This is a genomic window from Sporosarcina sp. FSL W7-1349, from assembly GCF_038003045.1.
Lineage (GTDB): Bacteria > Bacillota > Bacilli > Bacillales_A > Planococcaceae > Sporosarcina.
Genome location: NZ_JBBOOK010000001.1, coordinates 1,639,213 through 1,665,663, shown reverse-complemented (window position 1 = coordinate 1,665,663; position 26,451 = coordinate 1,639,213). Strand labels below are relative to the sequence as shown.

Below are 26,451 nucleotides of genomic sequence, written 5' to 3'. Positions count from 1 at the left end.
TGATACGGATCAATCCCCGGGCTTTTTTGTACTGCGATTCAGTTCTCTTGTTTATCCCACTCCTCGATGTTCCAGAGAACGCCGAAACCGTGATGGCCGAGTGTACGCGTGCTGATGCCGGTCACTTGGTTATTCAATCCGTATAGCGCCTTTAAATAAACGAGGAATGTATACGGCGGGTCTTGTGCCAATTCCTCTTGGAAACGCACATAGAGCTCTTTACGTTCCTCAGGGTCCGTAGCGGTCCGGGCCGCTGTGAGTAACCGGTCCACTTCAGGGTTCCGGTATTTACCGAAATTGTACCGTCCGTCGCCAATCTCGCTGCTATGGAACAGTCGGTAGGTGTGGTCATCGGGATCATATTCACTCCCCCAACCAATGAGTAATGCTTCCTCGCCGTCGTACCGGACCGCATTTTGATCCATCGGCTTCGGTTCGGCAAGGATACCAATCTGCTTGAGCTGCTGGGAGACGACATTGACCAGTGCGACGCGTACCGGATCCTGTGCGGGGGCGACGAGTTCGAATTCGAAGCGCTTCCCGTCTTTCTCCAGAATGCCATCTTCATTTTTCTTCCATCCCGCTTTTTCCAGCAGTTCTTGCGCCTGGTTGTAATCCGGTCCAGTCAATTCCACCTGGGGATTTGCCACCCATGATTTCTGGAGTGGGCCGTATGCTGCTTCTCCTTTCTCCAAAAGGACGCCTTCCACGAGCGCATCCCTATCGACGGCAAGACTGATGGCCTGCCGCACTTTTGGATCCCGGAAAATCTCCAAGTCCAAATTGAACAGGATCGCCCGATAATCGGCAGTCTCTAGTTCATGGATTGCGAATGGATCCGATTCCATTACCGCTTTCAGCTGGGCAGGGGATAGGTGAGCCAGGTCGATTTCTCCCGCTTTCAGCTGCACGAGACGTGTATTGGCATCGGGAATGGCTTTAAAGACAACTTCATCCAGCTTCGGAGTCGGTCCGTAATACTGATTATTCCGCTCGAGAATAATAGTGCCATCGCTTTTCCATTCTTTCAGCTTGAATGGACCGTTTCCGATTGGGTTGCGGTTGAACTCCGTTTCATTCAAGTTTTCACCATCAAGTACATGCTTCGGCACGATGCCGACCTTCAACTTGTCAAGAAGCGGTGGATACGGCCTATGGAGGGTGATCTGCACTTCATGATCGCCTGCTGCCTCCACCTTGGCGATTTCGCCGAATTCACCCGCGATCGGAGTGTTTGTCGAAGGGTCAAGTATTTTTTCCAATGTGAATATCACGTCTTCCGCCGTTACTGGTTCTCCGTCCTGCCAGACAGCGTCTTTCCTCAATTGAAATGTATACGTCAGTTGATCTTCGCTGACGGACCAATTTTCAGCCAGGTCCGGAGTCACTTCATTTTGTTCATTCGGCCTGGTCAACCCTCTGTACAGCAGCGTGTCGATCTCCTGGCTTTCATCAAGAATTGGGTTTACTTTATCGATTTCGGATTCCATACCGTAGACAAGCTGTTTTTTCACAGTTTCCCCCTGATCGGCTGTTTTTCCGCTGCATCCGCTGATTAAGGCGAAGAGTAGCAGGGTTAGGATGCCGACTGTCGATTTCAACAAAAATCTCTTCAACTGTATTCCTCCTGTATAGTAATATCATTCGTTACTTTTCCGCCTGGTATATGCGCTAGTAGACTTTGGGTGAAAGGCTGTCTGGACAAACTCAGTTCCGCGGCCGGTTGTTCATCCACGATTCGGCCATTCTGGATGACGTATATCCTGCTGCACAGGGCCAGGGCCACCCGAATATCATGTGTGATGAACAGGACGGACAGGGCATCCTGCTCACAGAGCGATCGAACAAGGTTTATCATCTTGGCCTGCGTACTCATATCCAAGCTGGCAAACGGTTCGTCAAGGACGAGGAGCTCCGGCTGGACAGCGAGCGCCCTCGCTAATGCAATCCGCTGACGCATGCCACCCGACAGTTCATGTGGATACTTCTGTGCCGTCTCTGGAGGAAGACCTACTTTTTCAAGGAGCGCTTCGATCGCTTGCTGCCGCGTCCGCACATCGACTCTCCTATATTCCAGCCCTTCTCCGACAAGTCGACCCGCTGTCCAGCCGGGGTTGAATGAAGCGGCGGGATCTTGATGTACCCATTGCACTCCATCTGGCCATTTATTTGTTCCTTGCCAGTGGATATGGCCTTCTGAGCAAGGTTCCAGTCCGAGAAGGAGCCGGGAAAGGGTGCTTTTACCTCCACCGCTTTCTCCAATCAGACCGACGATTTCCCCGATGCCGACTGAAAGGGAAGCTCCGTCGACCGCTTGAATACGCCTTTTGTTCAGCAATCCCCCAGATACATAGACTTTGGATACATCATGCGCCTCGATAAGGGGAAGCTCCTTGGACGGGGTATTCGCTTTAATTTCAGGAATTCCTGCAAGTGTTCGGTAATCGTTCAGCAACCGGCGGGCCGTCTCCGACTCAGGATTGCTGAACAGCCGGCGGACCGGAGCATCTTCGACCAGTCGTCCGTTGCTCATAACAAGGATGCGGTTCCCGATATCCGCCGCGACGCCAAGGTCATGCGTGATCATCAACAGCGTTCCGCCTGTCTCTAATTGCCATTCTTTAAGCAAGCGGAGCACAGTCGCCTGGATATGAAGGTCCAGTGCGGTCGTCGGCTCGTCGGCAATAAGCAGCGCTGGTTCCAAAGAAGCCGTCAAAGCAAGCTGAATCCTTTGACGCATTCCTCCGGATAGCTCATGGGGATAAGTGGCAACTACCCGTTCAGGATCAGGCAAGCCCACTCGCTCAAGCCAGCGGAGTGCTTTTTGCTCTGCTTCTTTTTTTTTCAATCCTTCATGTACCGCATATAGTTCCCTGAATTGATGGCCGATTGTCCGGATCGGATCGTAGGAATTCCAAGAATCCTGAAAGATGATGCCGACCCCGCGGCCTAGAAACTGCTTCCGTTTTTGCGTCTGTATGCGCATGACGTCATCCCCGCGAAATCGGACCGATCCTACTGAACGAAATCCTTCGGGCAGCAGGCCAAGGATGGCCCGCGCCGTCATGCTCTTTCCTGAACCGCTATCTCCGATCAAGACTGTAGTCTCACCCTTTTTTAGAGAAAAAGAGAGTTCAGACAGTATTGTTGATTGTTCATTGGCCACTGTCAGGTTGTCGAGTTCCAGTAGATTCATGGACTGTTCCCTCCTTTCTGACGGAGATGGGACGAGGACTCGCCTGCAGCCGGTCTCCCAGTGCATGAATCAGGAAAATTGTGAGCGCAATGCAAAGCCCAGGGAACACGGCCAGCCACCAGGCGCCCGACAGAAGATGGAACTGTGCACCTGTCAGCATATTGCCCCAAGATGGAATGGTCTGTGGAATGCCGAGTCCAAGGAAACTGAGCGTCGCCTCAGCCAATATGGCGTGGCTCGCACTGCTTACTGCTAAGACGATAATAGATGGTATACACTGCGGCAATAGGTGATGCATGAAACTGCGGGCAGGTCCCGCACCCAATTTCATAGCCGCAAGTACATACGTCTTTTGTTTGGTAGCCATAATGTCGGTGCGAACAATCCGGGCCACCATCATCCATCCGGTAACGCTGATGACGAGGATAACGGACAGAAGGCTTTGCGGCATGATGGCCAGAAAACCAATCATCAATAGTAGAGACGGGATGCTGAGCAGTAAATCGGCCAAGCGCATAATCACCCGGTCGGTTATCCCTCCGGCGAGGCCGCTGATGGTCCCTAGAAGGACACCCCAAAATACAGTAAGAATCATGGATAGGAAGCCGACCGCCAGCGAGATTCTGCCCCCATATAGCAGCCGCGCCCAGACATCTCTACCAAGTTCGTCGGTACCGATCGGATGGTCGCCGCTTGGAGGCTGTAACACTTGGTCCATCCGGATTTCAAGCGGGTCATGTGCAGTGAGCAAAGGTGCAGATACAACGATAATCGAAAGAAGGAGGATCGCCGCTAGGACCGGCGATGTCAGGACTCTTCTCATAGTCTCTCCTCCTTGCCTGCCACTTTCTGCCGAAGCCGCGGATCAATCCAGGCTGTGGCAAGGTCGGACAGTAAATTGACGATAATGACAAATCCCATGCTGAGCAAAATGATCGCCAGCAGGACGGGATAATCGTGGGCGAGCGCCGATTTCAGGGCAAGACGCCCCATACCGGGCCACGAGAAAATCGTTTCTACCACAATGGAGCCCGCCAACGAAATGGCGAGCGAAGTACCGGTGTAAGTAATAAGCGGAACGGCGGCGTTGGGAAAGATATGGCTAACCCAAATGCGGTGTTTCGAAATGCCGCGCGCCCGAAGCGCAAATATATGATCTTGTTCTGCAGATAAGGTGAGGTGGTTCCGAAATAGTCGGATATAAAAACCGGCATGAGACAGCGCGAGGACAAGCGCTGGCATGATGAGATGTTTGAGGGAGAAGGTTCCGTCACCCATACCGGAAGAAGGCAGGACACCCATCTGGATTGTGAATAATAGCATCATCATTAGTGCAAGCCAGAAGGAGGGGACCGCCATGAGGATCACGCTGAACAAGAGGACAGTGCGGTCGTAGAATGTGTTTCGCCGGATGGCTGATGTTATCCCAAACAGGAGGGCCAAGCCGATAAGAAGTAATTGCGATGCAATCAGCAGTACTGCCGTTGGATAAAAAGTTCGCATGACGACGGCGTCCGCGGGTTCCCCGGAAAGATAGGAGGCTCCCCAGTTCCCCTGAAGAGCCTGTCCAGCCCATTTAAAATACTGGACGGGAAGCTGTTCATCCAAGCCAAGGTTCACTGCAATCCGCTCCCGCTCCGCATCGGACAGTTTCTGCAGCTGCTCACCATACATTGCCGCTGCGGGGTCTCCTGGCAGAATGCGAATGAATGCAAAGCATAGCAAGCTTCCAAGAAGCAGAACGATGCCGGCTTCCGCGGATCGTTTCAATAAAAAAAGACCCATTTCCGACCTTCTTTCTACAACAGTTTCCGCTCCTATTTTATCATATTCCGGTGCTCGTGGCATTCGAATGCGCCCCAGGCACCGGAAAGCATTGTCCATTTCGGACTGCTATTGATCATACGTCTTTTGGGGCCTCTTCCGGCACTGCCCGATACACGGTGAATGCCAATAGAATGGCCACGAGGGACATGGCGAAGGCGATGAAGTAGACAAGTTCCACGCCCGCCACCATCGCCTGCTGGATTGCGGCAGGGTCCAGCGGGTTTGTTACATCTTTCAGGAAATGGAGCTGCCGGGCATTCATGATGCCGATAAAGACAGACACCCCAATGGCCCCAGCAACGGGCTGTAAGGTGGTCATCACTGCGGTGCCGTGCGGATAGAGCTGCTTTGGCAGCTGGTTCAATCCGTTCGTTTCGGCCGGCATCATAATCGCTGAGATGGAAAGCATCAGCAGGATATATCCGACAACTACGACCCAAAGCGGAGTATCGAGATCCAATCGGCTCATCATAAACATCGTCCCACTCAGTACGAAGGTCGCGGGGATCATCAGCAATCTTGGTCCGAATTTATCGAATAGAGCACCCATGAACGGCGACATCACACCGTTCAACAGGCTGCCCGGCAATAAGACCAATCCCGCCGTCGCCGCCGACAATGCCAAGGGACCTTGCATATAGATCGGCAAAATGATTTCGGATGCGAACATTGCCATGATGATGATTAAAAACATGATGACCGAATGGGTGTACATGGGATATTTGAACACTCGTAAATCCATGACCGGCTCTTGCAACTTAAGTTGCCGGATGGCGAATAAAACAATCCCCGTCAATCCCGCTAGAATAGAGACGATAACAGTCGGGCTGAAGAAACCGGCTTCACTTTCGCCGACAGCACTGAAACCGTAGATGGTTCCCCCGAATCCAATCGTGGAAAATACGATAGATAGAACGTCGATCTTCGGTCGGGTTACTTCCGATACGTTGATCAAATATTTGGATGCGAACACAATGGAGAATAAAGCGAATGGAATCACGGTGATGAATAAAAAACGCCAACCGAGATATTCGACAATGACTCCGGATAAGGTGGGCCCGATCGCCGGGGCGAACATGATGACCAATCCGATAAGCCCCATAACTTTCCCGCGTCGGTGCGGTGGATAGATCAACAGGAACACATTAAAGATGATTGGCATCAGGAGACCAGTCCCGACCGCTTGGATGAGACGTCCGACTAATAGAATGGCAAAAGTGGGGGCCATGGCACTGATTGTTGTTCCGATAGTAAATACGATCATCGTTCCCAAGAACAATTGACGTGTCGTGAACCATTGCAATAACAGGGCGGAAACCGGGATTACAATTCCCATCACTAACATGAATCCTGTCGCCATCCATTGAACAGTGGGCAACGTGATATCAAATTCATGCATGAGTGTCGTGAGTGCGATATTCAGCAAGGTTTCGTTCAATATTGCAAAAAAAGCGCCGATGATCAAGGACAACATGATCGGTATGACTTTGACATTCGGATCGTCGGCCAAGTATTCGTATTTCGTTGGTTGTGTAGCTTCTTTCATAAGAAAACCCTTTCCGAAAATGTAATGTCGGTCCAAAAAAGAAGGGCCTTTTGCGTTTCGTGAGGAACGAAAAAGGCACTCCAACAGCCATTATACGATACTATTGCACCCGGAAGAAGATGTCATTTAAAAAAAGTTGAGAATAACGGAGAAACGCAAAAACAGGCGAAGAAAAGAACTTTTCCTCACCTGTTTTTCTGGCACTTAATAAGAATCTGTCTCGCGGCTGATGTCTTCTGCTTGCTTCGGTGCTTTTTCGCCGTCTTTATTTCCAAGTGGATGTTGACTGGATCCGTCGGCATCTGCTTTTTGCAGTCCTTCCTGAAGACGTCGGCCATATTCTTCGTCTGCTTCCTCTGCAAGTGCGATCATTTTCTTTTGGATGCGCGGATCGCATGTAGACAGGTCATTTACTAGATTGTTTATCAATTCATCTTTTTCCCAATCCTCAAAAGCACGGTACGTTTCGCCGGCCTGCTTTGTGTTGTCGTTGCGGTCGATGGATTCTCGGACGAGGTTTCCTTCTATGCGAGGAGTGTGTTCTTTTCCGTCTTGTTTCGCTTCTTGCAGTCCTCCGAGAATGGACGGTTCATAATTGATATGTGGATTTTGTCCAGGTGCCCGATCCACTTTATACTGCATTTGCCCGCCGCTCTGATTGGTCGCTACTCTCTTTTTCGGGGCATTGATCGGCAGCTGAAGATAATTGGCACCAATCCGATGGCGTTGTGTATCAGAATAGGAAAAGGTTCGTCCTTGCAACATTTTATCATCCGAGAAATCGAGACCATCGATCAGAACACCTGTCCCAAATGCGGATTGTTCGACTTCGCTGAAATAGTCTTCGGGATTTCTGTTTAATACGAGCTTTCCGACAGGCAGCCATGGAAATTGGTCATTCGGCCAAAGTTTCGTATCATCGAGCGGATCGAAATCCAGTTCCGGATGCTCGTCATCACTCATGATTTGAACGAAAAGTTCCCATTCTGGGTAATCTCCGCGCTCAATCGCATCGTATAGATCCTGCGTGGCGTGATTGAAGTTTTTCGCTTGGATTTCCTCCGCCTGTTTTTGCGTCAAGTTTTTAATCCCTTGCTTCGGCTCCCAATGGTATTTAATGAGAACCGCTTCGCCTTCACTGTTAATCCATTTATACGTATTGACGCCGGATCCTTGCATTTGTCGATAGTTGGCTGGAATTCCCCAAGGTGAGTAGATGAACGTTACCATATGGAAGGATTCAGGTGAACTGGCGCAGAAATCGAAAAAGCGTTCACTGTCTTGGATATTCGTAATCGGGTCGGGCTTGAAAGCATGGATCATATCAGGGAATTTGATTGCATCGCGGATGAAAAAAATCTTTAAATTGTTGCCGACCAAATCCCAGTTTCCGTCCTCCGTATAAAATTTTACCGCAAACCCGCGGGGATCTCGAAGGGTTTCGGGAGAATGCCCACCGTGAATCACGGTTGAAAAGCGAACAAATACGGGAGTCTGTTTCCCTTTTTCTTGAAACAATGAAGCTCGTGTATATTTCGAAACTGGTTCATCGCCGACTGATCCATATGCTTCAAAATAACCGTGGGCTCCTGCACCTCTGCCGTGCACGACGCGTTCGGGAATCCGCTCTCTGTCAAAATGACTTAGTTTTTCGATGAAATCGTAGTTCTCCAATGTAGCAGGCCCTCGGTTGCCGACAGTCCGCAAGTTTTGATTGTTCGTGATCGGATGTCCTTGCCGATTGGTCAACGTCATCTCGTTTTCCTCGTTTGTTGTTTGATTTTTGTTTTGATCTTGATTCATTGTCGCATCCTCCTAAAATGTGAATTTCCTATGCTGGGGATATGGTAAGCCTTTCACGATTGTAGATTGATTAAACCATGACAAGTAATGGAAGTATGTCTGAAAAACGGCTTTTCCAATGAAGGGATTGGAAAAGCCGTTTTTTTACTTCGTATGATTGTTTTCGTTGTGAGTAAAGTATAATTACTGAGTCTGTTCTAGCGCTTGGTGTTCATCATCGAAATAGAGGAAAGTTTCTTCGTCGAGTTCAGCAAGTCGCTCTTTATTGATTCCTAACGCAAGGTTTCCCTCAAAAATTGTTTCCCACCAAGTTTCTGTTGTAGTCATAACCATTTCCTCCTCTGATTGGTGTTGTCCTATATTTACCCCTGACTTCGGAAAAGCAAAACGTCAATCATTGAAATAGAATCGGAAGGCCTAATTATGTAAAACGGTAATGGGAGTCGGTTGTCAATCATAGTATATGGAGTTGACGTAGTTCCAAAACTGCGTACTTGGTCGGAAAATTTGTCGAAAAAGACAGTTCTTTGGAAAGATTGACTTTCGGTGACGAGCTGTAAGCGCTTACGATTCTGTGCAGAATGAACTCCTGATTTTGCAGAAAAATAAAAAGAGACATACAATGGAAATACCAAGGAACGGAGGGGATTCCATGAATTTCACAGCGGAACAGGCGGAAAGTCTGATCGCTCATCAGCGGGCTTATTATTTTACGGGCGGAACGCGAAATGCCGCTTTCCGTAAAAAGATGTTGCGACAATTGAAACAAGCGATCGAGTCGAATGAACAAGCCATTTATGAAGCTCTTCATCATGATCTTGGAAAAAGTGATTTTGAAGCGTACGTCACGGAAATTGGGTTCGTCCTCTCCAGCATTTCGTATATGCTGGATCATTTGGACGAGTGGTTACAGCCCGAAGCCGTGAAGACCCCGATCCATCTGCAGCCGGCGTCCAGCCGCATCATCCGAGAACCGTATGGATCGGTTTTGATCATTGGACCTTTTAATTATCCATTCCAGCTCGTTATGGAACCATTGATCGGCGCGATAGCAGGTGGGAATTGTGCGGTGGTCAAACCATCGGAAACAGCGGTCCACACAGCGGCCATTGTGAAAAAAATCATCTCAGAGACATTCCCAACCGAATACATTTGCGTCATCGAAGGAGAACGGGAAGAGACAGCGACGCTTATTCATGCGTCGTTCGATTATATATTCTTCACAGGCAGTGCGGAGGTCGGGAAAATTGTCATGAAGGCTGCGGCTGAGCGATTGACACCGATCACTCTGGAACTCGGTGGTAAAAGCCCGGCACTTGTGGATCAGACGGCCGATTTGGCAAAAGCGGCTGAACGGATTATTTGGGGGAAATTCATCAATAACGGGCAAACTTGCATCGCGCCGGACTATGTTCTCATACATCATTCCGTCCATGAGCAGTTTGTTTCGGAGATGGTCCAAGTATTGCACCGATTCTATGGAAAGGATGCGTCTGTAAGCCCGGATTATGGCCGGATTGTCAATCAAAAGCAGTTTGACCGGTTGGCGAGGATCATCCAAAGGGAACGGGAGCATCTTTTTTATGGTGGAAGCAGTCGCAGGGATGACCTGTATATGGAACCGACGCTGCTTTGTAATGTCGTATGGGACGGTCCAGCGATGGAAGAAGAGATTTTCGGTCCAATCCTTCCAATCCTACTATATGATAATTTGGCTGAAGCCATTCATCATATCCGCCTCTTGCCGAAACCACTTGCGGCTTATATGTTTACGGAAAACAAACAGGCGGCGGAGTACTTTATCGAAAACGTCCCATTTGGCGGTGGGTGCATCAACGATACAATTTCACACGTCGGCAATATCCATCTGCCATTTGGCGGAGTCGGTCCGTCCGGCATGAATGCGTATCATGGCAAAACAAGCTTCGAGACGTTCACCCATGCGAAATCATTGCTGAAACGAAGCACCGCCATCCCAATGCGCATCGCCTTCCCGCCGTATAAAGATAAATTGAAATGGATCAAACCGCTTCTTCGATGAGAGGCGGTTTTTCACTTATTTCAGTAGGGGAAACCCCAGCTGAATAGGGAATTTAGACACACTGCGTCCTGATGGTGCTTTAATTAGGCAGATCCGCTATTGGTGTCTCAAGTGTAATCGGGGCGGAAAAAAAGTATAATGAACGGATGGAAGAGAATGAAAGGAAGAAAAGTATGGATACCGAAAAATTATTTGCTATTTTGCCGAACAAGGAAATTATCGGGGAGCTGCCGGCGACCGTGACCGATATGGCCGTAGATTCGCGCGCGGTCAACGCAGGGGGCGTATTTGTCTGCATCGAAGGCTTCACGGTGGATGGCCATGATTTTGTTGGGAAGGCTGTGGACAATGGGGCTCGCGTCATCGTCGCTTCGAAACCGGTCGACGTGGATCCGGATAAAGTGGCAGTCGTGCTCGTGGACGATACGTCGCGGGCAGTCGGTTTGCTGGCATCCCGTTTCTATAGTTATCCTTCGCGGAAAATGACGATGATTGGCGTCACAGGGACGAACGGAAAGACAAGCGTCAGCAATATCATTCACGCCATTTTACAGGAGAGCGGGGAGCGTTCGGCTGTTTCTGGGACAATCGGGTTTAATTTGGATGGCATTTTATATGAAACCGAGAACACGACGAATGATGTCCTGACGACGCAAGGGATGATTGCCCGCGCGGTGCAGGAAGGTTGTTCGACGATGGCGATGGAAGTGTCGTCGCATGGTCTCGTGGAAGGTCGTTTGGCTGGTGCGGAGTTCGACATTGCCGTTTTCACGAATTTGACGCATGATCATCTCGATTTCCATGGCACGATGGAAGATTACGGGTATGCAAAAGGTCTTTTATTCGCCCAGCTTGGACAGGACTTGGAAAAACGCAAATTTGCGATCCTGAACGCGGATGATGAGTGGAGTGAGCGGATGGGCCAGATGACGCCGTTTCCAGCCTTGACCTATGGAATCCGGAATGACGCGATGTTCCGCGCTTCGGGCATTGTGTTGGCTGCGGACCGCACGACGTTCCGGCTAGCATCCCCTGAAGGCGAATTCGAAGTTGATATGAAATTGATTGGTGAGTTCAGTGTCTACAATGCGTTGGCAGCGATCGCCGCTTTATTCGCAAAAGGGATGGGGACGGAGGAAATTATCGGGCATTTGGAAAAGATCTCTTCCGTCAAAGGCCGGATGGAGAAAGTGGAGACCTCTCTTCCGTTGACGATCTATATCGACTATGCCCATTCACCCGATGCAATCGAAAAGGCGATCCATGCCGTGCTGCCGTATAAGAAGAATAAATTGATATTCGTCATCGGCACGGGCGGAAACCGCGATCGGAAAAAGCGGCCTGTCATGGCTGAAAAGGCATCCGTCGCCGACTATGTCATCCTGACGACCGACGACCCGCGGGACGAGCCGTACGAATCGATTCTTTCTGAATTGGAAGCGGGCATGACCCACGACCGATACGCCTGCATCGGCGACCGGGCAGAAGCCGTCCGCCATGCGGTATCTGTCGCAGAAGAAGACGACATTATCATCTTCGCCGGCAAAGGCCATGAAGATTTCCAAATCATTGGCAACGTGAAGCACCCGCATTCTGACGCATCGATAGCACTGGAAGCCGCCGAGCAGAAATTCGGAGCGGGGCAAATGAAGAAATGACTGAAGGGCTGTCCTTGTCGGGGCGGCCTTTTGGGGTTGGGGTGGTTGGGGTGGGTAGTGGTGTTTCGGGGGCGGGGCAGGGCGTTTCGAGGTTTGGGGGGAGTGTTGTGAACTTGGGGCAGGGCGTTTCGAGGTTTGGAGAAATTGTTGAGGACTTGGAGGGAATCGTTTCGAGGTTTGTGGGAAATGTTGTGGTCTCGGATAGAAACATTTCGAGGCATGAAAGAAATGTCGTGAACTTTGAGGGAAGTGTTTCAAGGGTCGGGGAAAGGTTATAGATCCTTCGTGCTGTTGTTTTACACGGCCCTTGCAGTCCATGAAAGTTCACCCGGGCCCTTACGGTTTCGATCGGAGCCCTTACAGTTCCGTGAATTGTCCTGACAGTTCGGGGAAAAGCCATGAGAGTTCACTTGGGCCCTTACAGTTTCGATCGGGGCCCTTACAGTTCCGTGAATTGTCCTGACAGTTCGGGGAAAAGCCATGAAAGTTCACCCGGGCCCTTACAGTTTCGATCGGGGCCCTTATAGTTCTGTGAATTGCCATGACAGTTCGGGGAAAAGCCATGAAAGTTCACCCGGGCCCTTACGGTTTCGATCGGAGCCCTTACAGTTCTGTGAATTGCCATGATAGTTCGGGAAAAAGCCATGAAAGTTCGCCCGGCCCCTCACAGTTTCGATCGGAGCTCTTACAGTTCCATGAATTGTCCTGACAGTTCGAGGAAAAGCCATGAAAATTCGCCCGGGCCCTTACAGTTTCGATCGGGGCCCTTATAGTTCTGTGAATTGCCATGATGGTTCGGGGAAAAGCCATGAAAGTTCGCCCGGCCCCTCACAGTATCAATCGGGGCCCTTATATTTCTGTGAATTGCCCTGACAATTCCCCGAAGCCCTAACCTTCAACCGACCCTGTGCCTTTCATTCCTAAGGTAAAAAAATGTTGAAATTGGCTTTCAATCTGTCTATGCTAAGAAAAGCAGAACAGAAGGAGATTACATTTATGGATAAACCGATACAAGAAGAAATTGCGTCCCGCCGGACTTTTGCGATCATCTCTCACCCGGATGCAGGGAAAACGACGATGACGGAGAAGTTGCTCTTTTTCGGCGGCGCCATCCGGGATGCCGGGACCGTCAAAGGGAAGAAGACCGGAAAGTATGCGACATCGGACTGGATGGAAATTGAGAAACAGCGGGGAATTTCGGTGACGTCCTCGGTCATGCAGTTCGATTATGACGGGAAACGGGTAAATATCTTGGACACCCCGGGCCACGAAGATTTCAGTGAGGATACGTACCGTACGTTGATGGCGGTCGATGCAGCTGTCATGATGGTCGATTCGGGGAAAGGGATCGAGCCGCAGACGATCAAATTGTTCAAAGTCTGTCGTATGCGGGGCATCCCGATTTTCACATTTATGAATAAAATGGACCGCCAGGGGAAAGAGCCGCTCGATTTGATGGAAGAGCTCGAAGAAGTGCTCGGCATCGAATCGTATGCGATGAATTGGCCGATCGGGATGGGGAAGGAATTCCTCGGCATCTACGACCGGTTCAATAATCGGATCGAGCAGGCGCGAATCGATGGCGATCAACGTTACCTTGCTTTAACTGAAGAAGGTGAGTTGGCGGAACCACATTCAATGAAAGAAACTTCCTACTATCAACAAGCTTTGGAAGATGTCCTTCTATTGAATGAAGCGGGAAATCAATTCGATGAGGAACGGGTGGCGAAAGGTGAATTGACGCCAGTCTTTTTCGGCAGTGCATTGACGAATTTCGGGGTTCAGACCTTTTTGGAAACGTTCCTCCAGTTTGCTCCATCGCCACAGCCGCGTCAGACGAAAGAAGAACAGGAAGTCGATCCATATTCGGATGAGTTTTCCGGTTTCATTTTCAAAATCCAGGCGAATATGAACCCAGCACACCGGGACCGGATTGCGTTCGTGCGTATTGTGTCGGGGGCATTCGAGCGTGGAATGACCGTGACCGTCCCTCGGATTTCGAAGACGTTCAAGTTGACGCAGACAACGCAGTTTCTAGCGGATGACCGGGAAACGGTCAACGAAGCGGTCGCGGGCGATATTATCGGACTGCATGACACGGGGAATTACCAGATCGGCGACACGGTGATCGGCGGGAAGTCCTCTTTCCAATTCGATGCGCTGCCGCAATTCACCCCTGAATTGTTCGTTCGAGTGACGGCGAAAAACGTTATGAAATCGAAGCATTTCCATAAAGGGATTTTGCAGCTTGTGCAAGAAGGGGCCATTCAATATTATCGTACACTCCATACCGAGGAAGTCTTACTCGGAGCTGTCGGTCAGCTGCAATTCGAAGTGTTCGAGCATCGGATGAAAAACGAGTACAACGTGGAAGTCCGGATGGAGCATGTCGGTTCAAAAGTGGCCCGCTGGATTGAAAATGAAGGGGATGTCAAAGAGTCGATGACGGGCCAACGGGCAATGCTTGTAAAAGACCGTTACGATAATCTGGTGTTCCTCTTCGAAAATGACTTCGCAATGCGCTGGTTCCATGACAAATACCCGGATATTCGGTTATATAGTTTGTTGTAATGAAATGCCTGATGAGAGAGGAGACTTTCTTGTCAGGTTTTTATTTTGACTGAGCTTCATAACGTTTTTAGCCGAATGTTAAACGTTAGGTCTCGACTACCTCGCGTTATTGATGAACCTTGAAACATATCAGGGGACTTCAATACATATTATCGTGCCTCGAAACCGCCATCCATCTTACCGCTCCCCGAATATGTCAAATCACCCAATTCCTCGTAATGGGAAGTTCCGAATTGAAGTCGGGTTGTACATTGCATATGATGAAGATAACGTTTTTTCGATGAGAGGGTAGTGGATAGATGAAAATCAGTGATTTTTCAATTAAACGGCCGATATTTACGATGGTGACTATGTTTCTCGTAATCATACTCGGAGCCGTATCTTTTTTTCGTATTCCCGTGACGTTGATCCCTGATTTGAATCCGCCGATTGCGGTTGTGGTGACAAGTTATCCAGGGGCTTCACCGATTGAGGTGAATGAAAAGCTGACCAAGCCGTTGGAGACGAGTTTGTCGACGACGCCCGGCTTGAAGACGATGCAGTCGTCGTCCCAAGAAGGCGCCAATTTCATCTTGCTGATGTTTGATTGGTCTACAGCTATTGATGATGTCCAAATGGATGTCATGCAGCGGATCGATCAAGTACCGGTTCCGGAAGGTTCCCAGAAACCGCGCTTCATGAAGTTCGACCCGGCGCAGTTCCCGGTCATTCAGCTTTCCTTGAGGGCGACGAGCGATGAGGCCGATATCCGCAAGCTGGCTGAGCAGCTCGAGACCGAGTTGCGTCGGACGGAAGGAGTCGCCAGCGTTACCGTATCCGGAGCGCTCGTCGAGGAAGTTCAAATTATCCTGAATCCCGAAAAACTGGAGGCCAATGGATTGGTCCAATCGGATATTGTGCAAGCGATTCAAGCTAACCATGTATCGATGCCGGGCGAGCCGATTGAAACGTCGGAAGGCCAGCAATTGACGACTCGGATCATCAGCGCGTTGACATCGATCACCGATATCCGGAATGTCGCAGTCGGCATGAATCCATTGACCGGTGAGTCGATCACCGTGAGAGATGTCGCATCTGACGTGGCGTTGGTCGAGGCGCGATCGACAACGGAAACGCGGGCCAATGAAGACCCGGCTGTGCTGATGTCCGTGTTGCAGGAGTCGGGGACGAATACGGCGGATGTATCCACGGCGTTTAAACAGGAGTTGGATCATCTTCTTGGTTCGGATGAATACAAAGATATCGAAGCGGATATTTTATTCGACCAAGGGGATTACGTTAAATTGGCCATTGGGAATATTGGACAATCGTTGCTGCTCGGCGGCCTTTTTGCCATGCTTGTTCTGTTTTTCTTCCTGCGGGGCATTAAGAGCCCGATTATCATCGGCATTGCCATCCCGTATTCGGTGATCGTCACCTTCGTTTTGATGTTTTTTGCGGACTTTTCCTTGAACATCATGACGTTGGGGGCGCTCGCGCTCGGAATCGGAATGCTCGTCGACAATGCGATTGTCGTAATTGAAAATATCGAAAGGCATTTAGCGATGGGGAAAGGGCCAAAACAGGCGGCACGGGAAGGGACCAAGGAAATTGGTGGTGCCATCACAGCTTCCACCTTGACGACCCTCGCCGTGTTCGTACCGGTTATTTTCATCAGCGGCCTGATTGGTCAGATTTTTACCGAATTTGCTTTGACCATCTCGTTTAGTCTGTTCGCCTCCCTTGTTGTGGCACTGACTGTTGTCCCGATGATGGCCAGCCGCATGCTGAAGAAGCCGAAAAAGAATATAGAAGCCCGCCGCCGCCGTTCGAAATCGCTGAACAACTTCGAGCGATCGGTCAAATGGGCTTTGAAGAACCGGGCACTTATGTTGATTGCCACGACGGTGCTCCTCGCGGCGGGTGCTTTCGGTTTGACGAGGGTGGGAACCGAATTTCTTCCACCAACGGATGAAGGGTTCGTCAGCATCTCGGTAAAATTGCCGAATGGGGCGTCGATTTCCGCAACGAATGATCTTGTGGAACAAATCGAGACTGAATTGAAACAGCAGGATGACGTGGAAGTGTACGTCAGCTTGGTCGGTGGGACCCAGCAGAATCTGGCGCAAGGCAGCTCGGAATCGAATGTAGCCGAGCTATACGTAAAGCTCGTCCCATTGGATGACCGGGAGCGTTCCGTCTTTGAGTTTGTCGATGCCGTACAACCGAATGTTTTGGAAAAAATCGGAGACGAGGCAGAAGTCAGTTTTAATCTGCAGACGGCATCCGGCTCCACGCCGAATACTCTGACTTTCTCATTAAGTGATACTCATGAGGAACGGTTGGACGAGGCTGTCCAACAATTACATGCTGAATTGGCGTCGATGGATGGCGTTCTGGAAGTGTCAAATGACTTGCAAGATACGATGGAAGAGATCCGGATTGAGGTGAACCGGAGGAAGGCCGCTGAAAACGGATTGACGCCTTATCAGATTGCGCAGACGGTCAATCATGTGACACGTGGGGCATTCGCGACGCAAGTCATTGGAAAGCATGAGGCGGTCCATTCCGTGAACGTGCTCTATGAAGAGAGTTTTCGCAATAGCATCGAGAAGTTGAAAGATCTTAAGCTTCGGACGCCAGCCGGCACATTCATTGCCTTGGATGATGTTGCTAAAGTCAGAGTCGATGAAGGTCCCGTAGCGATCCGGCGGGTGGACCAAGCCCATTCGGTGACGTTCAATGTAAAATATGAATCGTCCCAGACGCTCGGCGGAATGACCAAACAAGTGCAGGAAAAGGTCGATGCACTGGATTTGCCGGATGAAATCGACATGACGTTCGGCGGGGATCGGGAACTGTTTGAAAGTGCGATCGATGACATGTTGTTGGCAATTGTCCTTGCGGTCGTTCTGGTCTATATCGTCATGGCGGCCCAGTTTGAATCATTCAAATACCCGTTCGTCATCATGTTCTCGGTTCCGCTTATGATCATCGGCGTATCTTTTGGCCTGTTCGCGACTAGTACACCGATCAGTGTCACGGCGATCATTGGGATTCTTGTCCTCGTTGGAATTGTCGTGAACAATGGAATCGTGCTCGTCGATTACATCAATCAACGGAAAGAAGCGGGGCTCAGTTCGTTCGATGCCATCATCGCCTCCGTCCGAGACCGGGTCCGCCCGATTTTGATGACGGCGTTGACGACCATTCTTGGCCTGTTGCCGCTTGCACTCGGTCTCGGAGAGGGGACGGAGATGAACCAACCGATGGGGATTGCCGTCATCGGAGGACTCGTCAGCTCCACCTTCCTGACCTTGTATATCGTGCCGATCATCTACAGTTTGTTTGATAAACAAACGCGTAGACGGGTTCAGTCGGTTGAGGTGGAAAGGGAAACGTTGTGAGGTAGGATGTGGGTGTTTTGAGGTTATGTTGGAATGTTGTGAGGTGTGGAGTGGGCGTTTCGAGGTTTGAAGGGAATGTTGTGAGGTAGGACGTGGGCGTTTCGAGGTTCGATGGAAACGTCGTGAAGTCGGGCGGTAGTGTCACGAGGTTTTGCAAGAACAGTGAGGCGATGGTCAAGACCTTCTCAAGGCATATCAGAACATAGCACAACCCGATGCAACTGAACAATAGCTATTAACAGGCGTGGAAAAGCGAAAGTTTCCACGCCTGTTTTTAATGAAGATCATTCTCGGTGAATTGATGCGGCCGTTTTCCCTTTTTCATGAAACCCGCTTGTCCTACATATAATAAAGCCTAAATGCTAGGCTAATTGAATAATCTTCTGTCTATACAAGTGAAATGTTATACTCTGGGAAAAGGGGCGGTGGCATGCGGACTCATTTGTTTACGGGGTTTCCCGGTTTCATTGCAACGCAGTTGATCAAGGGGTTGATTCGCCAACGGGACGTCGATAGGATTTATGCGATTGTCCAACCGGAGCAGATTGGACGGGCAGAGGAGCAGATTGATGCCATTATGGAAGAGTTGGAGGTTGAAATCCCATTTGACTTGTTCGCTGGGGATATCACACAGACCGATTTGGGGCTGGATTCGTCCGCACTTGGCAGCCTTCGGGATCTACCACTTGTCGTCTGGCATTTGGCGGCCATTTATGATTTGGCTGTGGATGCGGAAAGCGCCTGGCGTGTTAATGTGGAAGGGACAAGGCAAGTGAATCGTTTCGTGGCCGGCCATCCGTCCATTATCCGTTATTTATATTTCAGTACAGCTTATGTAGCGGGAAAACGGGAAGGCCTATTATTGGAAACGGAACTGATCCGACCCACGGCCTTCAAAAATCATTACGAAGAATCGAAGTTTGAAGCGGAAGTTCTAGTGGAGTCTTTGAAGCCATCGGTCCCCGTCACAATCATTCGGCCGGGCATTGTCCGCGGCCATTCCCAGACCGGGGAGACGATCAAATTCGACGGTCCTTATTTTTTCATGAATTTAATCGATCGGCTGCGGTGGTTGCCGGTCATCCCGTATGTCGGAAGGACGGAGGCGCGGATCAATGTCGTGCCAATCGATTATATTATCGATGCATCCATCTACCTGTCCAGCCTCGGGGATGCGGCTGGCACGACAGTCCATCTGACCGACCCGTCCCCTCATCCGATCGAAGAGGTGTATCGGGCGATGGTGATCGAATTGACGGGGAAACGTCCCAGGGGCAGGTTTCCACGGCAGCTCGCCGAAAAAGGCCTATCTTCCGTACGTCTTCAACGGAAGCTCGGTGTCGAAGCGCAGACGTTGGATTATTTAACGTGGAATGCCACTTTCGACACGAGTATTGCCGATCGGCTGCTGGAAGGGAGCGGCATCCGGTGCGCTGATTTCATCCAATCAATTCCCGCAATGGTCAGCTTCTATAATGAACATAAACATAACCAGGATCTCCATGTGAAAATAGGATAATCTACGTTTACTTTTCCGGCTAGCGTGGTATAATAAAGCAAAAGTACCCGACAACTTAATAACTTTGACAACATGTCAAAGGGGAGTAGCTATAGGGAAACCTATTTCATAGTCGTCAATACATGGCGTACGCCATCGGTTATGATAGCTGGATATTGATATATTCCGACTTAGCGAGACCTTTGCCTATTATTAGGTGGGGGTCTTTTTAATATGTGAAAAATTGGAGGAATCAATGTGGAAGCGATTTTACTCGAGTACGCGTGGGTATTGCTCGTACTTATCGCCCTAGAAGGGTTGTTGGCAGCAGACAATGCAGTTGTGATGGCGGTCATGGTGAAACATTTACCGCGGCCTCAGCAAAAGAAAGCTTTGTTTTACGGATTGCTCGGCGCGTTTGTGTTCCGGTTTGCGGCGTTGTTCATGATTACATTCTTGGTGAATATTTGGCAAATCCAAGCGCTAGGCGCCGCCTATCTTCTGTTCATTTCCATTAAGAATATTATAGATCAGCGAAAAGGGGATTCCGAGGATCATACGAAAGAACCGCGTCGTCAATCCGGTTTTTGGATGACCGTTTTGAAAGTGGAGTTGGCGGATATTGCGTTCGCCCTCGATTCCATGCTCGCGGCGGTAGCACTTGCTGTGACCTTGCCTGAACTCGGGGATTTCCATATCGGGGGCATCAACGGCGGTCAGTTCATCGTCATGTTGATCGGTGGAATTGTTGGTTTAGTGCTTATCCGGTTCGCAGCACGTCAATTTATCGTCATATTGGATAAATACCCAGCATTGGAAACAGCCGCATTCCTGATCGTCGGATGGGTTGGTGTGAAATTGGCTGTCCTTACGCTCGCACATCCGGGCTTAGGCATCATCGATCCTGATTTTCCGCACTCCACTCTATGGAAAACGACATTCTGGATCGTCTTGGCGGGTATCGCGTTGAATGGTTATTTGGTCGGTGTCCGGAAACATCGCAAACAGGCATAATGGTTTTCAGCCGGTTACATCGCTCTCGGTGTAGCCGGTTTTTTATGTGAAAATAAAAAAAGCGGAAGAATTCTTTTCTTTTTCCGGTTTATTCACTAAAATGGGGAGACGGAAACTGTGTTATCTACATTCAGCGAGTGTCCAATCGCCGACTGAATACAGAGAACGCCTTGGCGGATGTCACGGATTTTTTCGAACTTGCTCGAAAAAATCCGGACGCAATTATGCCATGGCTTAATTGATCGAAAGGGATGGAGATTCATGAAGTTTTCACGGGAAAATCTTAGAAGATTCACCCCTGCTCAAATCATCGTATTCTATTACTTCCTAGCGATTGCCTTTTCGTACCTCTTATTGAATTTGCCGGGGGTATACCTTCCTGGCGTGGAAGTAAGTTTTCTCGATAGCCTCTTTACGGCGGTCAGTGCGGTCAGTGTGACTGGGTTGACGCCAATCAGCATAGCTGGCACGTATTCCGTATTCGGCCTATGCATGCTGATGCTTGTACTGCAACTTGGCGGTATTGGCATCATGTCGATCGGTACATTCTTCTGGCTGCTTGTCAAAAAAAGGATTGGTTTGCGCGAACGGCAATTGATCATGGTTGACCATAACCAGTACAGCTTGGCGGGTGTCGTCCATCTGATTCGTGAAATTGTGAAGATCATCTTTTTGGTCGAGATGATCGGTGGGCTGCTGTTGACGATTTACATCCGACCGTTCTTCGAAACGTTCAGTGATGCGTTGCTACATGGCATGTTCCTGGCCGTTTCGGCAACGACCAACGCGGGATTCGATATTACCGACGCTTCGCTTTTGCCGTATTTCAATGATTATTTCATCCAGACGGTGATCATGGTGCTGATCATCCTCGGAGCAATCGGATTTCCTGTACTCATTGAAGTGAAAAGTTATTTTTCAAACAAGGTTCCGAATTTCCGATTTTCCCTTTTTACGAAAATCACGACAACGACGTTCGGAATCCTTTTAGTCTTCGGGGCACTCATGATTTTCCTTTTGGAATCGGTTCACTCCTTTAAGGGGATGGCTTGGCATGAAAAAGTATTCGCTTCGTTATTCCATTCGGTCTCGTCCCGGTCCGCCGGATTGACGACCTATGACATCACGCAGTTCAGCGAAGCGACCGATATCTTCATCAGTTCCTTGATGTTCATCGGGGCGTCACCAAGTTCGGTAGGCGGGGGAATCCGGACGACGACCTTCGCCATCGCATTGTTGTTCATCATCAATTTTGCGCGGGGTAATCAAGTGATCAATATATTCCATAGGCAGATCAAGCTGATCGATGTGTTCCGTTCCTATGCCGTCATCCTTCTTGCGGGTGCTATGGTGATGGCTGCCCTCCTGATCCTTTTAATCACGGAACCGGGCATTCCTGCAGTGACATTGCTATTCGAAATCACCTCTGCATTCGGAACATGCGGCATGTCACTCGGCATCACATCCGATCTCTCACCGATCGGCAAAGTGATCATCATGATCCTCATGTTCATTGGAAGGGTTGGGCTGATCTCCTTCCTCTACACACTGGGTGGGAAAACGAAAACAATTCATTATCATTACCCGAAAGAGCGTGTGATTATCGGATGAATCAACAAAAGCTGTCCCCACTATACAAAGGGACAGCTTTTCCTTTTCCAAATTAATTGCGCCCAAAATTGTTTGGTCACCTGGTATAAAATAAAACTGGGTTCAGTTCACTACCCGTTCTTCTGTCGAATGAAGATAAAAGAATTCCGGAGCTTCGCCGTGTATGAATAACGTGACGAGATAGCCTTCCTGCTTTTCGACTTGGCCAGTTTCCGTTCCTGCCGGATTCACATAAATCGGTGTGATGAACGTCGATTTGCGGATGTTCCGTTCATGGAGTTTGATAGGAAGCTTCTCGATGTCCAATGGGGTTTTATTCCCCAGAATGTCAGATTCGATCCGTGCCAACTCTTCCGCCTGCATCTCGTTTTGCCACCAGATTTTACGCGGTTGGAATGTATGATGTGCCAAGTAATCGAGTTTCATCAGGCTGCGTACAATGTCCATGTCGGCTTCTGTTTCATTCTCCAGAAATTCATCGAGCCGGGTGAAAAGGTCCGCGAGCTGATGGCCGATCCGGGACCAGCCGCGGTTTTCCCAATAGGTGCCGAATTCTTGGAAGAAATCGAAAGGTGTTGCAAAAACCGAGGTGACCAAGTATTCGATCGTCCTTGGCGTCCGGTTATCATTCCAATATTTCTCCAGGACATCTTCCGTATGTTTGATGCGTAAAATATCATCAAACGACAGTACATTATTTGAAACGATTTCATACGGGGCCGCGTCTACGTATTTATATCCATATTGTTCCGCTTGAATCCGTAGGCCCGTCCCTCGCAATAGCTTTAAGAAGCCGAGTTGCAGTTCTTCGGGGCGCATGGCGAAGACATCATTGAACGTTTGTCTGAATGAGTCATAATCCTCTTCCGGAAGCCCGGCGATTAAGTCCAGATGCTGGTCGATCTTCCCGCCCCGCTTCACCATCGTCACGGTCCGGGATAGCTTTTCGAAGTTTTGACGGCGTTTGACGAGTTCGTTCGTCAAATCATTTGTCGACTGGACGCCGATTTCAAACCGGAATAACCCGGCTGGCGCATTGTCATTCAGAAAATCAATCACCTCAGGACGCATGATGTCACCTGTGATTTCGAATTGAAAGACCGTTCCCGGCAGATGCTCATCAATCAAAAATTGGAACATTTCCATCGCATAGCTTCTGCTAATATTGAAAGTCCGATCGACAAATTTAATCGTTTTTGCACCATTCGCCATCAAATATCGGATATCATCCTTAATGGCTTCCCGATTGAAATAGCGCACACCGACTTCAATCGAGGATAGGCAGAATTGGCAGGAGAAAGGACAACCCCGGCTCGTTTCGATGTAAGTGACCCTTTTGGATAGATCCGGGACGTCTTCCTTGAATCGGAATGGGGAAGGCAGCTCTCGCAAATCGAGCTTCGGTCCGGGAGCCGTGAACTTTAACTGCCCTCCATCCCGATAAGCCAACCCTTGGACGGTGGAGAAGTCGCGATTTTCTGCATAAGCTTCCAACAGTTGTTTAAATGTCCGCTCGCCCTCCCCGATTGCGATAGCATCAATTTCAGGGACGCGTTCGAGCCAGTAATCATAATCATAGGTCACCTCGGGCCCACCCGCGACGATAAGAACGTCAGGTTTCACTGTTTTCAGCAACTGCATGACACGGATGGACTCTTCAATATTCCATATATATAAACTGAAGCCGACAACATCCGGTTGTTTCTGATATAAATCGGACACGATGCTCATCGCTGGATCTTTGATGGTGTATTCGGTGAGAATTGGATCGAATTCAGGCGCAGCATAGGATTTTAAATAGCGGATGGCCAAGTTCGTGTGGATATATTTAGCGTTTAATGTGGTTAAAACAATATTCATTTTTAACTCCTTTTTTCCATTTATATAAAACCAGTTTACTTGACTTGTGAAATATAGTCCTATTCAGCTATATCAATCAGACTGAATATATGGAATAATTTGAACTAGTGAAGTAATGGGCAAAATTGACTTTTCCGCATAATTCAACGGCATTTTTCATACTTTCTTTTATAGGTTAGGAGGAATACGCTTGAAAAATAAAAAGGAAAATGTTGAGATACACCTATCTTTCTTGATTGACAATTCGCCCAACCCAAGCGCAGTAGTCGGTCTTGACGGACTTTTATTACATGTCAACGACGCGTTTCGCGAGCATTTTGGTCATATCGAGGAAGAGATGCTAACAAACATTCTCGCCGATCCTAAGGATGCCCAATGGAATCTTTTTGATTTCCGAGCAATCCCCATAACTCCCCTAGAAACCGACATGAATGTGAAGTTGAAAAGTGGTGCTGAGAAAAAGGTGGAAGTGAAGTTCATGCCTGTTCCGGATCAACAGCAAGTCATCATCGTCCTTGAAATCCCTAAAGAAGTTGACCTGTCCGAAAAGTCGTATTTGCATGCTTTTCGGAATGCCAAATGCTTTATGGTCATTGCGGATCAAGCGGGGACCATCCTGAGTGTGAATGACAAGAACTTGGAATTCGTCAATTTGCCAAAGGGTTATTTTATCGGAAAGCCACTCGATGTACTTTTTCAATTATTTCCAGAACAATCCGATTCCACTCGCCATTATCTCCAAAAAGTGAAAACCTATGGCTGTGCAGAAATGTGGAAACGGTTCGAAAGGTCAAAAGGTGACATCCGCCATTATCATATTACATCTTTTTATAACTTGGATACAGAACAATTTTTAATTCGATTCTATGACCAGACCGAGTTAGTCCATCTGGAAGAGAGATTGGCGCATTCCGACTCGCTTTCAACAGTCGGCGAATTGGCTGCAAGCATTGCACACGAAATCCGAAATCCGATGACTTCGTTGAAGGGGTTCATCCAATTATTGCGCATTGCGACACCCGATGACTCTTTGAAGTATTTATCGGTCATTGATGGCGAAATTGAAAGGATGGAATCGATTTTGAGCGAGATGCTGTTGCTATCCAAGCCGGCGATCGCTAAAAAAACAACCTTTTCATTGGAAGTCCTTGTCAACGATATGATTCAAATTGTCCAACCGAAAGCGCTTATGGATGGAATCACCATCGTCCAAAAGGAAACGGCTTTATCGGATACTCTGATTACCGGGGATGCGGCTAAATTGAAACAAGCCATTCTGAACTTGCTGAAAAATGCGTTTGAAGCGATATCCAACCGGGGAGTGGTGACGGTAAGCATCGATTTGGATGAGAAAAATCGGATTGTGCTAACAATAACTGACACGGGAAAAGGAATGAGCTTGAAACAGATCAATCAGATGTTCCTGCCGTTTGTCTCATCGAAGGCGGATGGGACCGGCCTTGGATTGCCGTTCGTTTTAAAAACGATGGAAAATCATGACGGTGAAATTACGGTCCGCAGCGAAATCGGGTATGGCACCACCATTTCCCTGCATTTCCCGTCTGCGGAAGAACAAATGCCGGTGGATGTTTCGCATGCCCAGAAGGTTGTTTCTTGAATCGATTCTACCATCTTTTCGCTAAGCTTTTTGACATAGAGCGTAGCAAGCCGTTATAATTGGAACGAATCTCGGTGAACGGAAAAAAGGTGGTACGAAAATGAATACAGAAATTGAACGTGCCTTAAAGCTCTATGTGGTCCTCTCAAGATCCAGTAAGGTCATATCTGAAGAGGCGAATAAAACGATTGAGAAGCACGGACTCAACCCGACGGAATTTGCGGTTCTTGAATTATTGCATCATCGCGGCAGACAGCCGATCCAAAAAATCGGTCAGAAAATTTTATTGCGCAGCGGATCGATGACGTATGTGGTGGATAAACTGGAGAAAAAGGGTTTGTTGCAACGCATCTTTTGCGAAGAGGATAAGCGGATCACCTACATGTCCATCACCAAGGACGGTGTAGAGCTGATCGAATCGATCTTTCCCGAACATGCGGAGAACATCCGGTCGATCATGTCAGGACTGACGACGGAAGAGCAGGAGACAGCCATCCAATTACTGCGGAAACTAGGATTATCCGTCAAAAATCTATCATGACGCGCCACAGGTTTATGTGGCGTTTTTTTGTTGCTTCCAAAGGGGATGAATATCGTGAAGAGAGTGAACGTCAAGTTTGGTTTATTTTTATTCGGCAGAAGACTCCCATCACTGTAGATGGAGAGATGAATACAGTTTTTTCTTCTGTCAGCGGGTGTTCAAGCTCCCGCCGAATAAAGATAAAGCCTCCGACGCACAGGACGTGCTAGTGCCGACAATGCCACAGGACGTGGCGTTTTTGTCGGCCGGCGGATGTCACGGATTTTTAAGGGGAGCTTTAG

Annotated in this window: 17 protein-coding genes; 9 read left to right on the top strand and 8 right to left on the bottom strand. The window is 48.9% G+C overall.

The window, feature by feature from the left end; genetic code table 11:
* Positions 1 to 38 precede the first annotated feature (38 nt).
* The 7 genes from MKY41_RS08205 to MKY41_RS08175 all read right to left on the bottom strand — a co-directional run bounded on the left by MKY41_RS08205 (position 39) and on the right by MKY41_RS08175 (position 8,699).
* Complete coding sequence (locus tag MKY41_RS08205) at positions 39 to 1,616, bottom strand: ABC transporter substrate-binding protein (protein WP_340744568.1); 1,578 nt, start codon at positions 1,614 to 1,616, stop codon at positions 39 to 41.
* Positions 1,613 to 3,196, bottom strand: coding sequence for an ABC transporter ATP-binding protein (nikE, locus tag MKY41_RS08200; RefSeq protein WP_340744567.1), 1,584 nt, complete (start codon positions 3,194 to 3,196; stop codon positions 1,613 to 1,615). The genes MKY41_RS08205 and nikE overlap by 4 nt, the downstream gene beginning before the upstream one ends.
* Positions 3,156 to 4,019 carry an ABC transporter permease gene (locus MKY41_RS08195; RefSeq protein WP_340744566.1) on the bottom strand — a complete coding sequence of 288 codons (864 nt, stop codon included), beginning with the start codon at positions 4,017 to 4,019 and terminating at the stop codon, positions 3,156 to 3,158. The genes nikE and MKY41_RS08195 overlap by 41 nt, the downstream gene beginning before the upstream one ends.
* Entirely contained in the window at positions 4,016 to 5,044 is a 1,029-nt protein-coding gene (locus tag MKY41_RS08190; protein WP_340744565.1) for an ABC transporter permease, read from the bottom strand. The genes MKY41_RS08195 and MKY41_RS08190 overlap by 4 nt, the downstream gene beginning before the upstream one ends.
* 52 nt (positions 5,045 to 5,096) lie before the next feature.
* The gene (locus MKY41_RS08185) at positions 5,097 to 6,569 is read right to left on the bottom strand and encodes an MDR family MFS transporter (RefSeq protein WP_340744564.1); all 1,473 of its coding nucleotides are present in this window, start codon (positions 6,567 to 6,569) and stop codon (positions 5,097 to 5,099) included.
* Positions 6,570 to 6,773: 204 nt separating this feature from the next.
* Positions 6,774 to 8,372 carry a catalase gene (locus MKY41_RS08180; RefSeq protein ID WP_340744563.1) on the bottom strand — a complete coding sequence of 533 codons (1,599 nt, stop codon included), beginning with the start codon at positions 8,370 to 8,372 and terminating at the stop codon, positions 6,774 to 6,776.
* A 183-nt stretch (positions 8,373 to 8,555) separates the two neighbouring features.
* Positions 8,556 to 8,699, bottom strand: a complete 144-nt coding sequence (locus tag MKY41_RS08175; protein ID WP_173426004.1) for a hypothetical protein — start codon at positions 8,697 to 8,699, stop codon at positions 8,556 to 8,558.
* 325 nt (positions 8,700 to 9,024) lie between these two features.
* On the opposite strand from MKY41_RS08175, the gene MKY41_RS08170 reads away from it, so the two are divergent.
* From MKY41_RS08170 to MKY41_RS08140, 7 genes are all read left to right on the top strand, one after another.
* Positions 9,025 to 10,413, top strand: coding sequence for an aldehyde dehydrogenase (locus tag MKY41_RS08170; protein ID WP_340744562.1), 1,389 nt, complete (start codon positions 9,025 to 9,027; stop codon positions 10,411 to 10,413).
* 173 nt (positions 10,414 to 10,586) lie between these two features.
* On the top strand, positions 10,587 to 12,071 hold the full coding sequence (locus tag MKY41_RS08165; protein WP_340744561.1) for a UDP-N-acetylmuramoyl-L-alanyl-D-glutamate--2,6-diaminopimelate ligase: 1,485 nt from the start codon (positions 10,587 to 10,589) through the stop codon (positions 12,069 to 12,071).
* Between the two features lie 996 nt (positions 12,072 to 13,067).
* Positions 13,068 to 14,642, top strand: coding sequence for a peptide chain release factor 3 (locus tag MKY41_RS08160; protein WP_340744560.1), 1,575 nt, complete (start codon positions 13,068 to 13,070; stop codon positions 14,640 to 14,642).
* A 299-nt stretch (positions 14,643 to 14,941) separates the two neighbouring features.
* Positions 14,942 to 18,028, top strand: coding sequence for an efflux RND transporter permease subunit (locus tag MKY41_RS08155; RefSeq protein ID WP_340744559.1), 3,087 nt, complete (start codon positions 14,942 to 14,944; stop codon positions 18,026 to 18,028).
* Positions 18,029 to 18,458: 430 nt separating this feature from the next.
* Entirely contained in the window at positions 18,459 to 19,547 is a 1,089-nt protein-coding gene (locus tag MKY41_RS08150; RefSeq protein WP_340744558.1) for an SDR family oxidoreductase, read from the top strand.
* A gap of 237 nt (positions 19,548 to 19,784) precedes the next feature.
* Positions 19,785 to 20,540 (top strand): TerC family protein, encoded by a 756-nt coding sequence (locus MKY41_RS08145; RefSeq protein ID WP_340744557.1) that lies wholly within the window; start codon positions 19,785 to 19,787, stop codon positions 20,538 to 20,540.
* Positions 20,541 to 20,801: 261 nt separating this feature from the next.
* Positions 20,802 to 22,151, top strand: a complete 1,350-nt coding sequence (locus MKY41_RS08140) for a TrkH family potassium uptake protein (protein ID WP_340744556.1) — start codon at positions 20,802 to 20,804, stop codon at positions 22,149 to 22,151.
* A 102-nt stretch (positions 22,152 to 22,253) separates the two neighbouring features.
* On the opposite strand, the gene MKY41_RS08135 is transcribed toward MKY41_RS08140, so the two are convergent.
* Positions 22,254 to 24,011 carry a B12-binding domain-containing radical SAM protein gene (locus tag MKY41_RS08135; protein ID WP_340744555.1) on the bottom strand — a complete coding sequence of 586 codons (1,758 nt, stop codon included), beginning with the start codon at positions 24,009 to 24,011 and terminating at the stop codon, positions 22,254 to 22,256.
* Between the two features lie 190 nt (positions 24,012 to 24,201).
* Between MKY41_RS08135 and MKY41_RS08130 the strand changes: the two genes are divergently transcribed.
* Together MKY41_RS08130 and MKY41_RS08125 are read left to right on the top strand one after the other, a co-directional pair.
* Positions 24,202 to 25,629, top strand: coding sequence for an ATP-binding protein (locus tag MKY41_RS08130; RefSeq protein WP_340744554.1), 1,428 nt, complete (start codon positions 24,202 to 24,204; stop codon positions 25,627 to 25,629).
* Between the two features lie 100 nt (positions 25,630 to 25,729).
* Complete coding sequence (locus MKY41_RS08125) at positions 25,730 to 26,170, top strand: MarR family winged helix-turn-helix transcriptional regulator (RefSeq protein ID WP_340744553.1); 441 nt, start codon at positions 25,730 to 25,732, stop codon at positions 26,168 to 26,170.
* Positions 26,171 to 26,451: the final 281 nt, after the last annotated feature.

Coding starts and splice junctions, on each gene's coding strand:
- nikE (WP_340744567.1), bottom strand. CDS start 3,196: ATGAATCTACTGGAACTCGACAACCTGACAGTGGCCAATGAACAATCA.
- MKY41_RS08195 (WP_340744566.1), bottom strand. CDS start 4,019: ATGAGAAGAGTCCTGACATCGCCGGTCCTAGCGGCGATCCTCCTTCTT.
- MKY41_RS08190 (WP_340744565.1), bottom strand. CDS start 5,044: ATGCCACGAGCACCGGAATATGATAAAATAGGAGCGGAAACTGTTGTA.
- MKY41_RS08185 (WP_340744564.1), bottom strand. CDS start 6,569: ATGAAAGAAGCTACACAACCAACGAAATACGAATACTTGGCCGACGAT.
- MKY41_RS08180 (WP_340744563.1), bottom strand. CDS start 8,372: ATGAATCAAGATCAAAACAAAAATCAAACAACAAACGAGGAAAACGAG.
- MKY41_RS08175 (WP_173426004.1), bottom strand. CDS start 8,699: ATGACTACAACAGAAACTTGGTGGGAAACAATTTTTGAGGGAAACCTT.
- MKY41_RS08170 (WP_340744562.1), top strand. CDS start 9,025: ATGAATTTCACAGCGGAACAGGCGGAAAGTCTGATCGCTCATCAGCGG.
- MKY41_RS08165 (WP_340744561.1), top strand. CDS start 10,587: ATGGATACCGAAAAATTATTTGCTATTTTGCCGAACAAGGAAATTATC.
- MKY41_RS08160 (WP_340744560.1), top strand. CDS start 13,068: ATGGATAAACCGATACAAGAAGAAATTGCGTCCCGCCGGACTTTTGCG.
- MKY41_RS08155 (WP_340744559.1), top strand. CDS start 14,942: ATGAAAATCAGTGATTTTTCAATTAAACGGCCGATATTTACGATGGTG.
- MKY41_RS08150 (WP_340744558.1), top strand. CDS start 18,459: ATGCGGACTCATTTGTTTACGGGGTTTCCCGGTTTCATTGCAACGCAG.
- MKY41_RS08140 (WP_340744556.1), top strand. CDS start 20,802: ATGAAGTTTTCACGGGAAAATCTTAGAAGATTCACCCCTGCTCAAATC.
- MKY41_RS08135 (WP_340744555.1), bottom strand. CDS start 24,011: ATGAATATTGTTTTAACCACATTAAACGCTAAATATATCCACACGAAC.
- MKY41_RS08125 (WP_340744553.1), top strand. CDS start 25,730: ATGAATACAGAAATTGAACGTGCCTTAAAGCTCTATGTGGTCCTCTCA.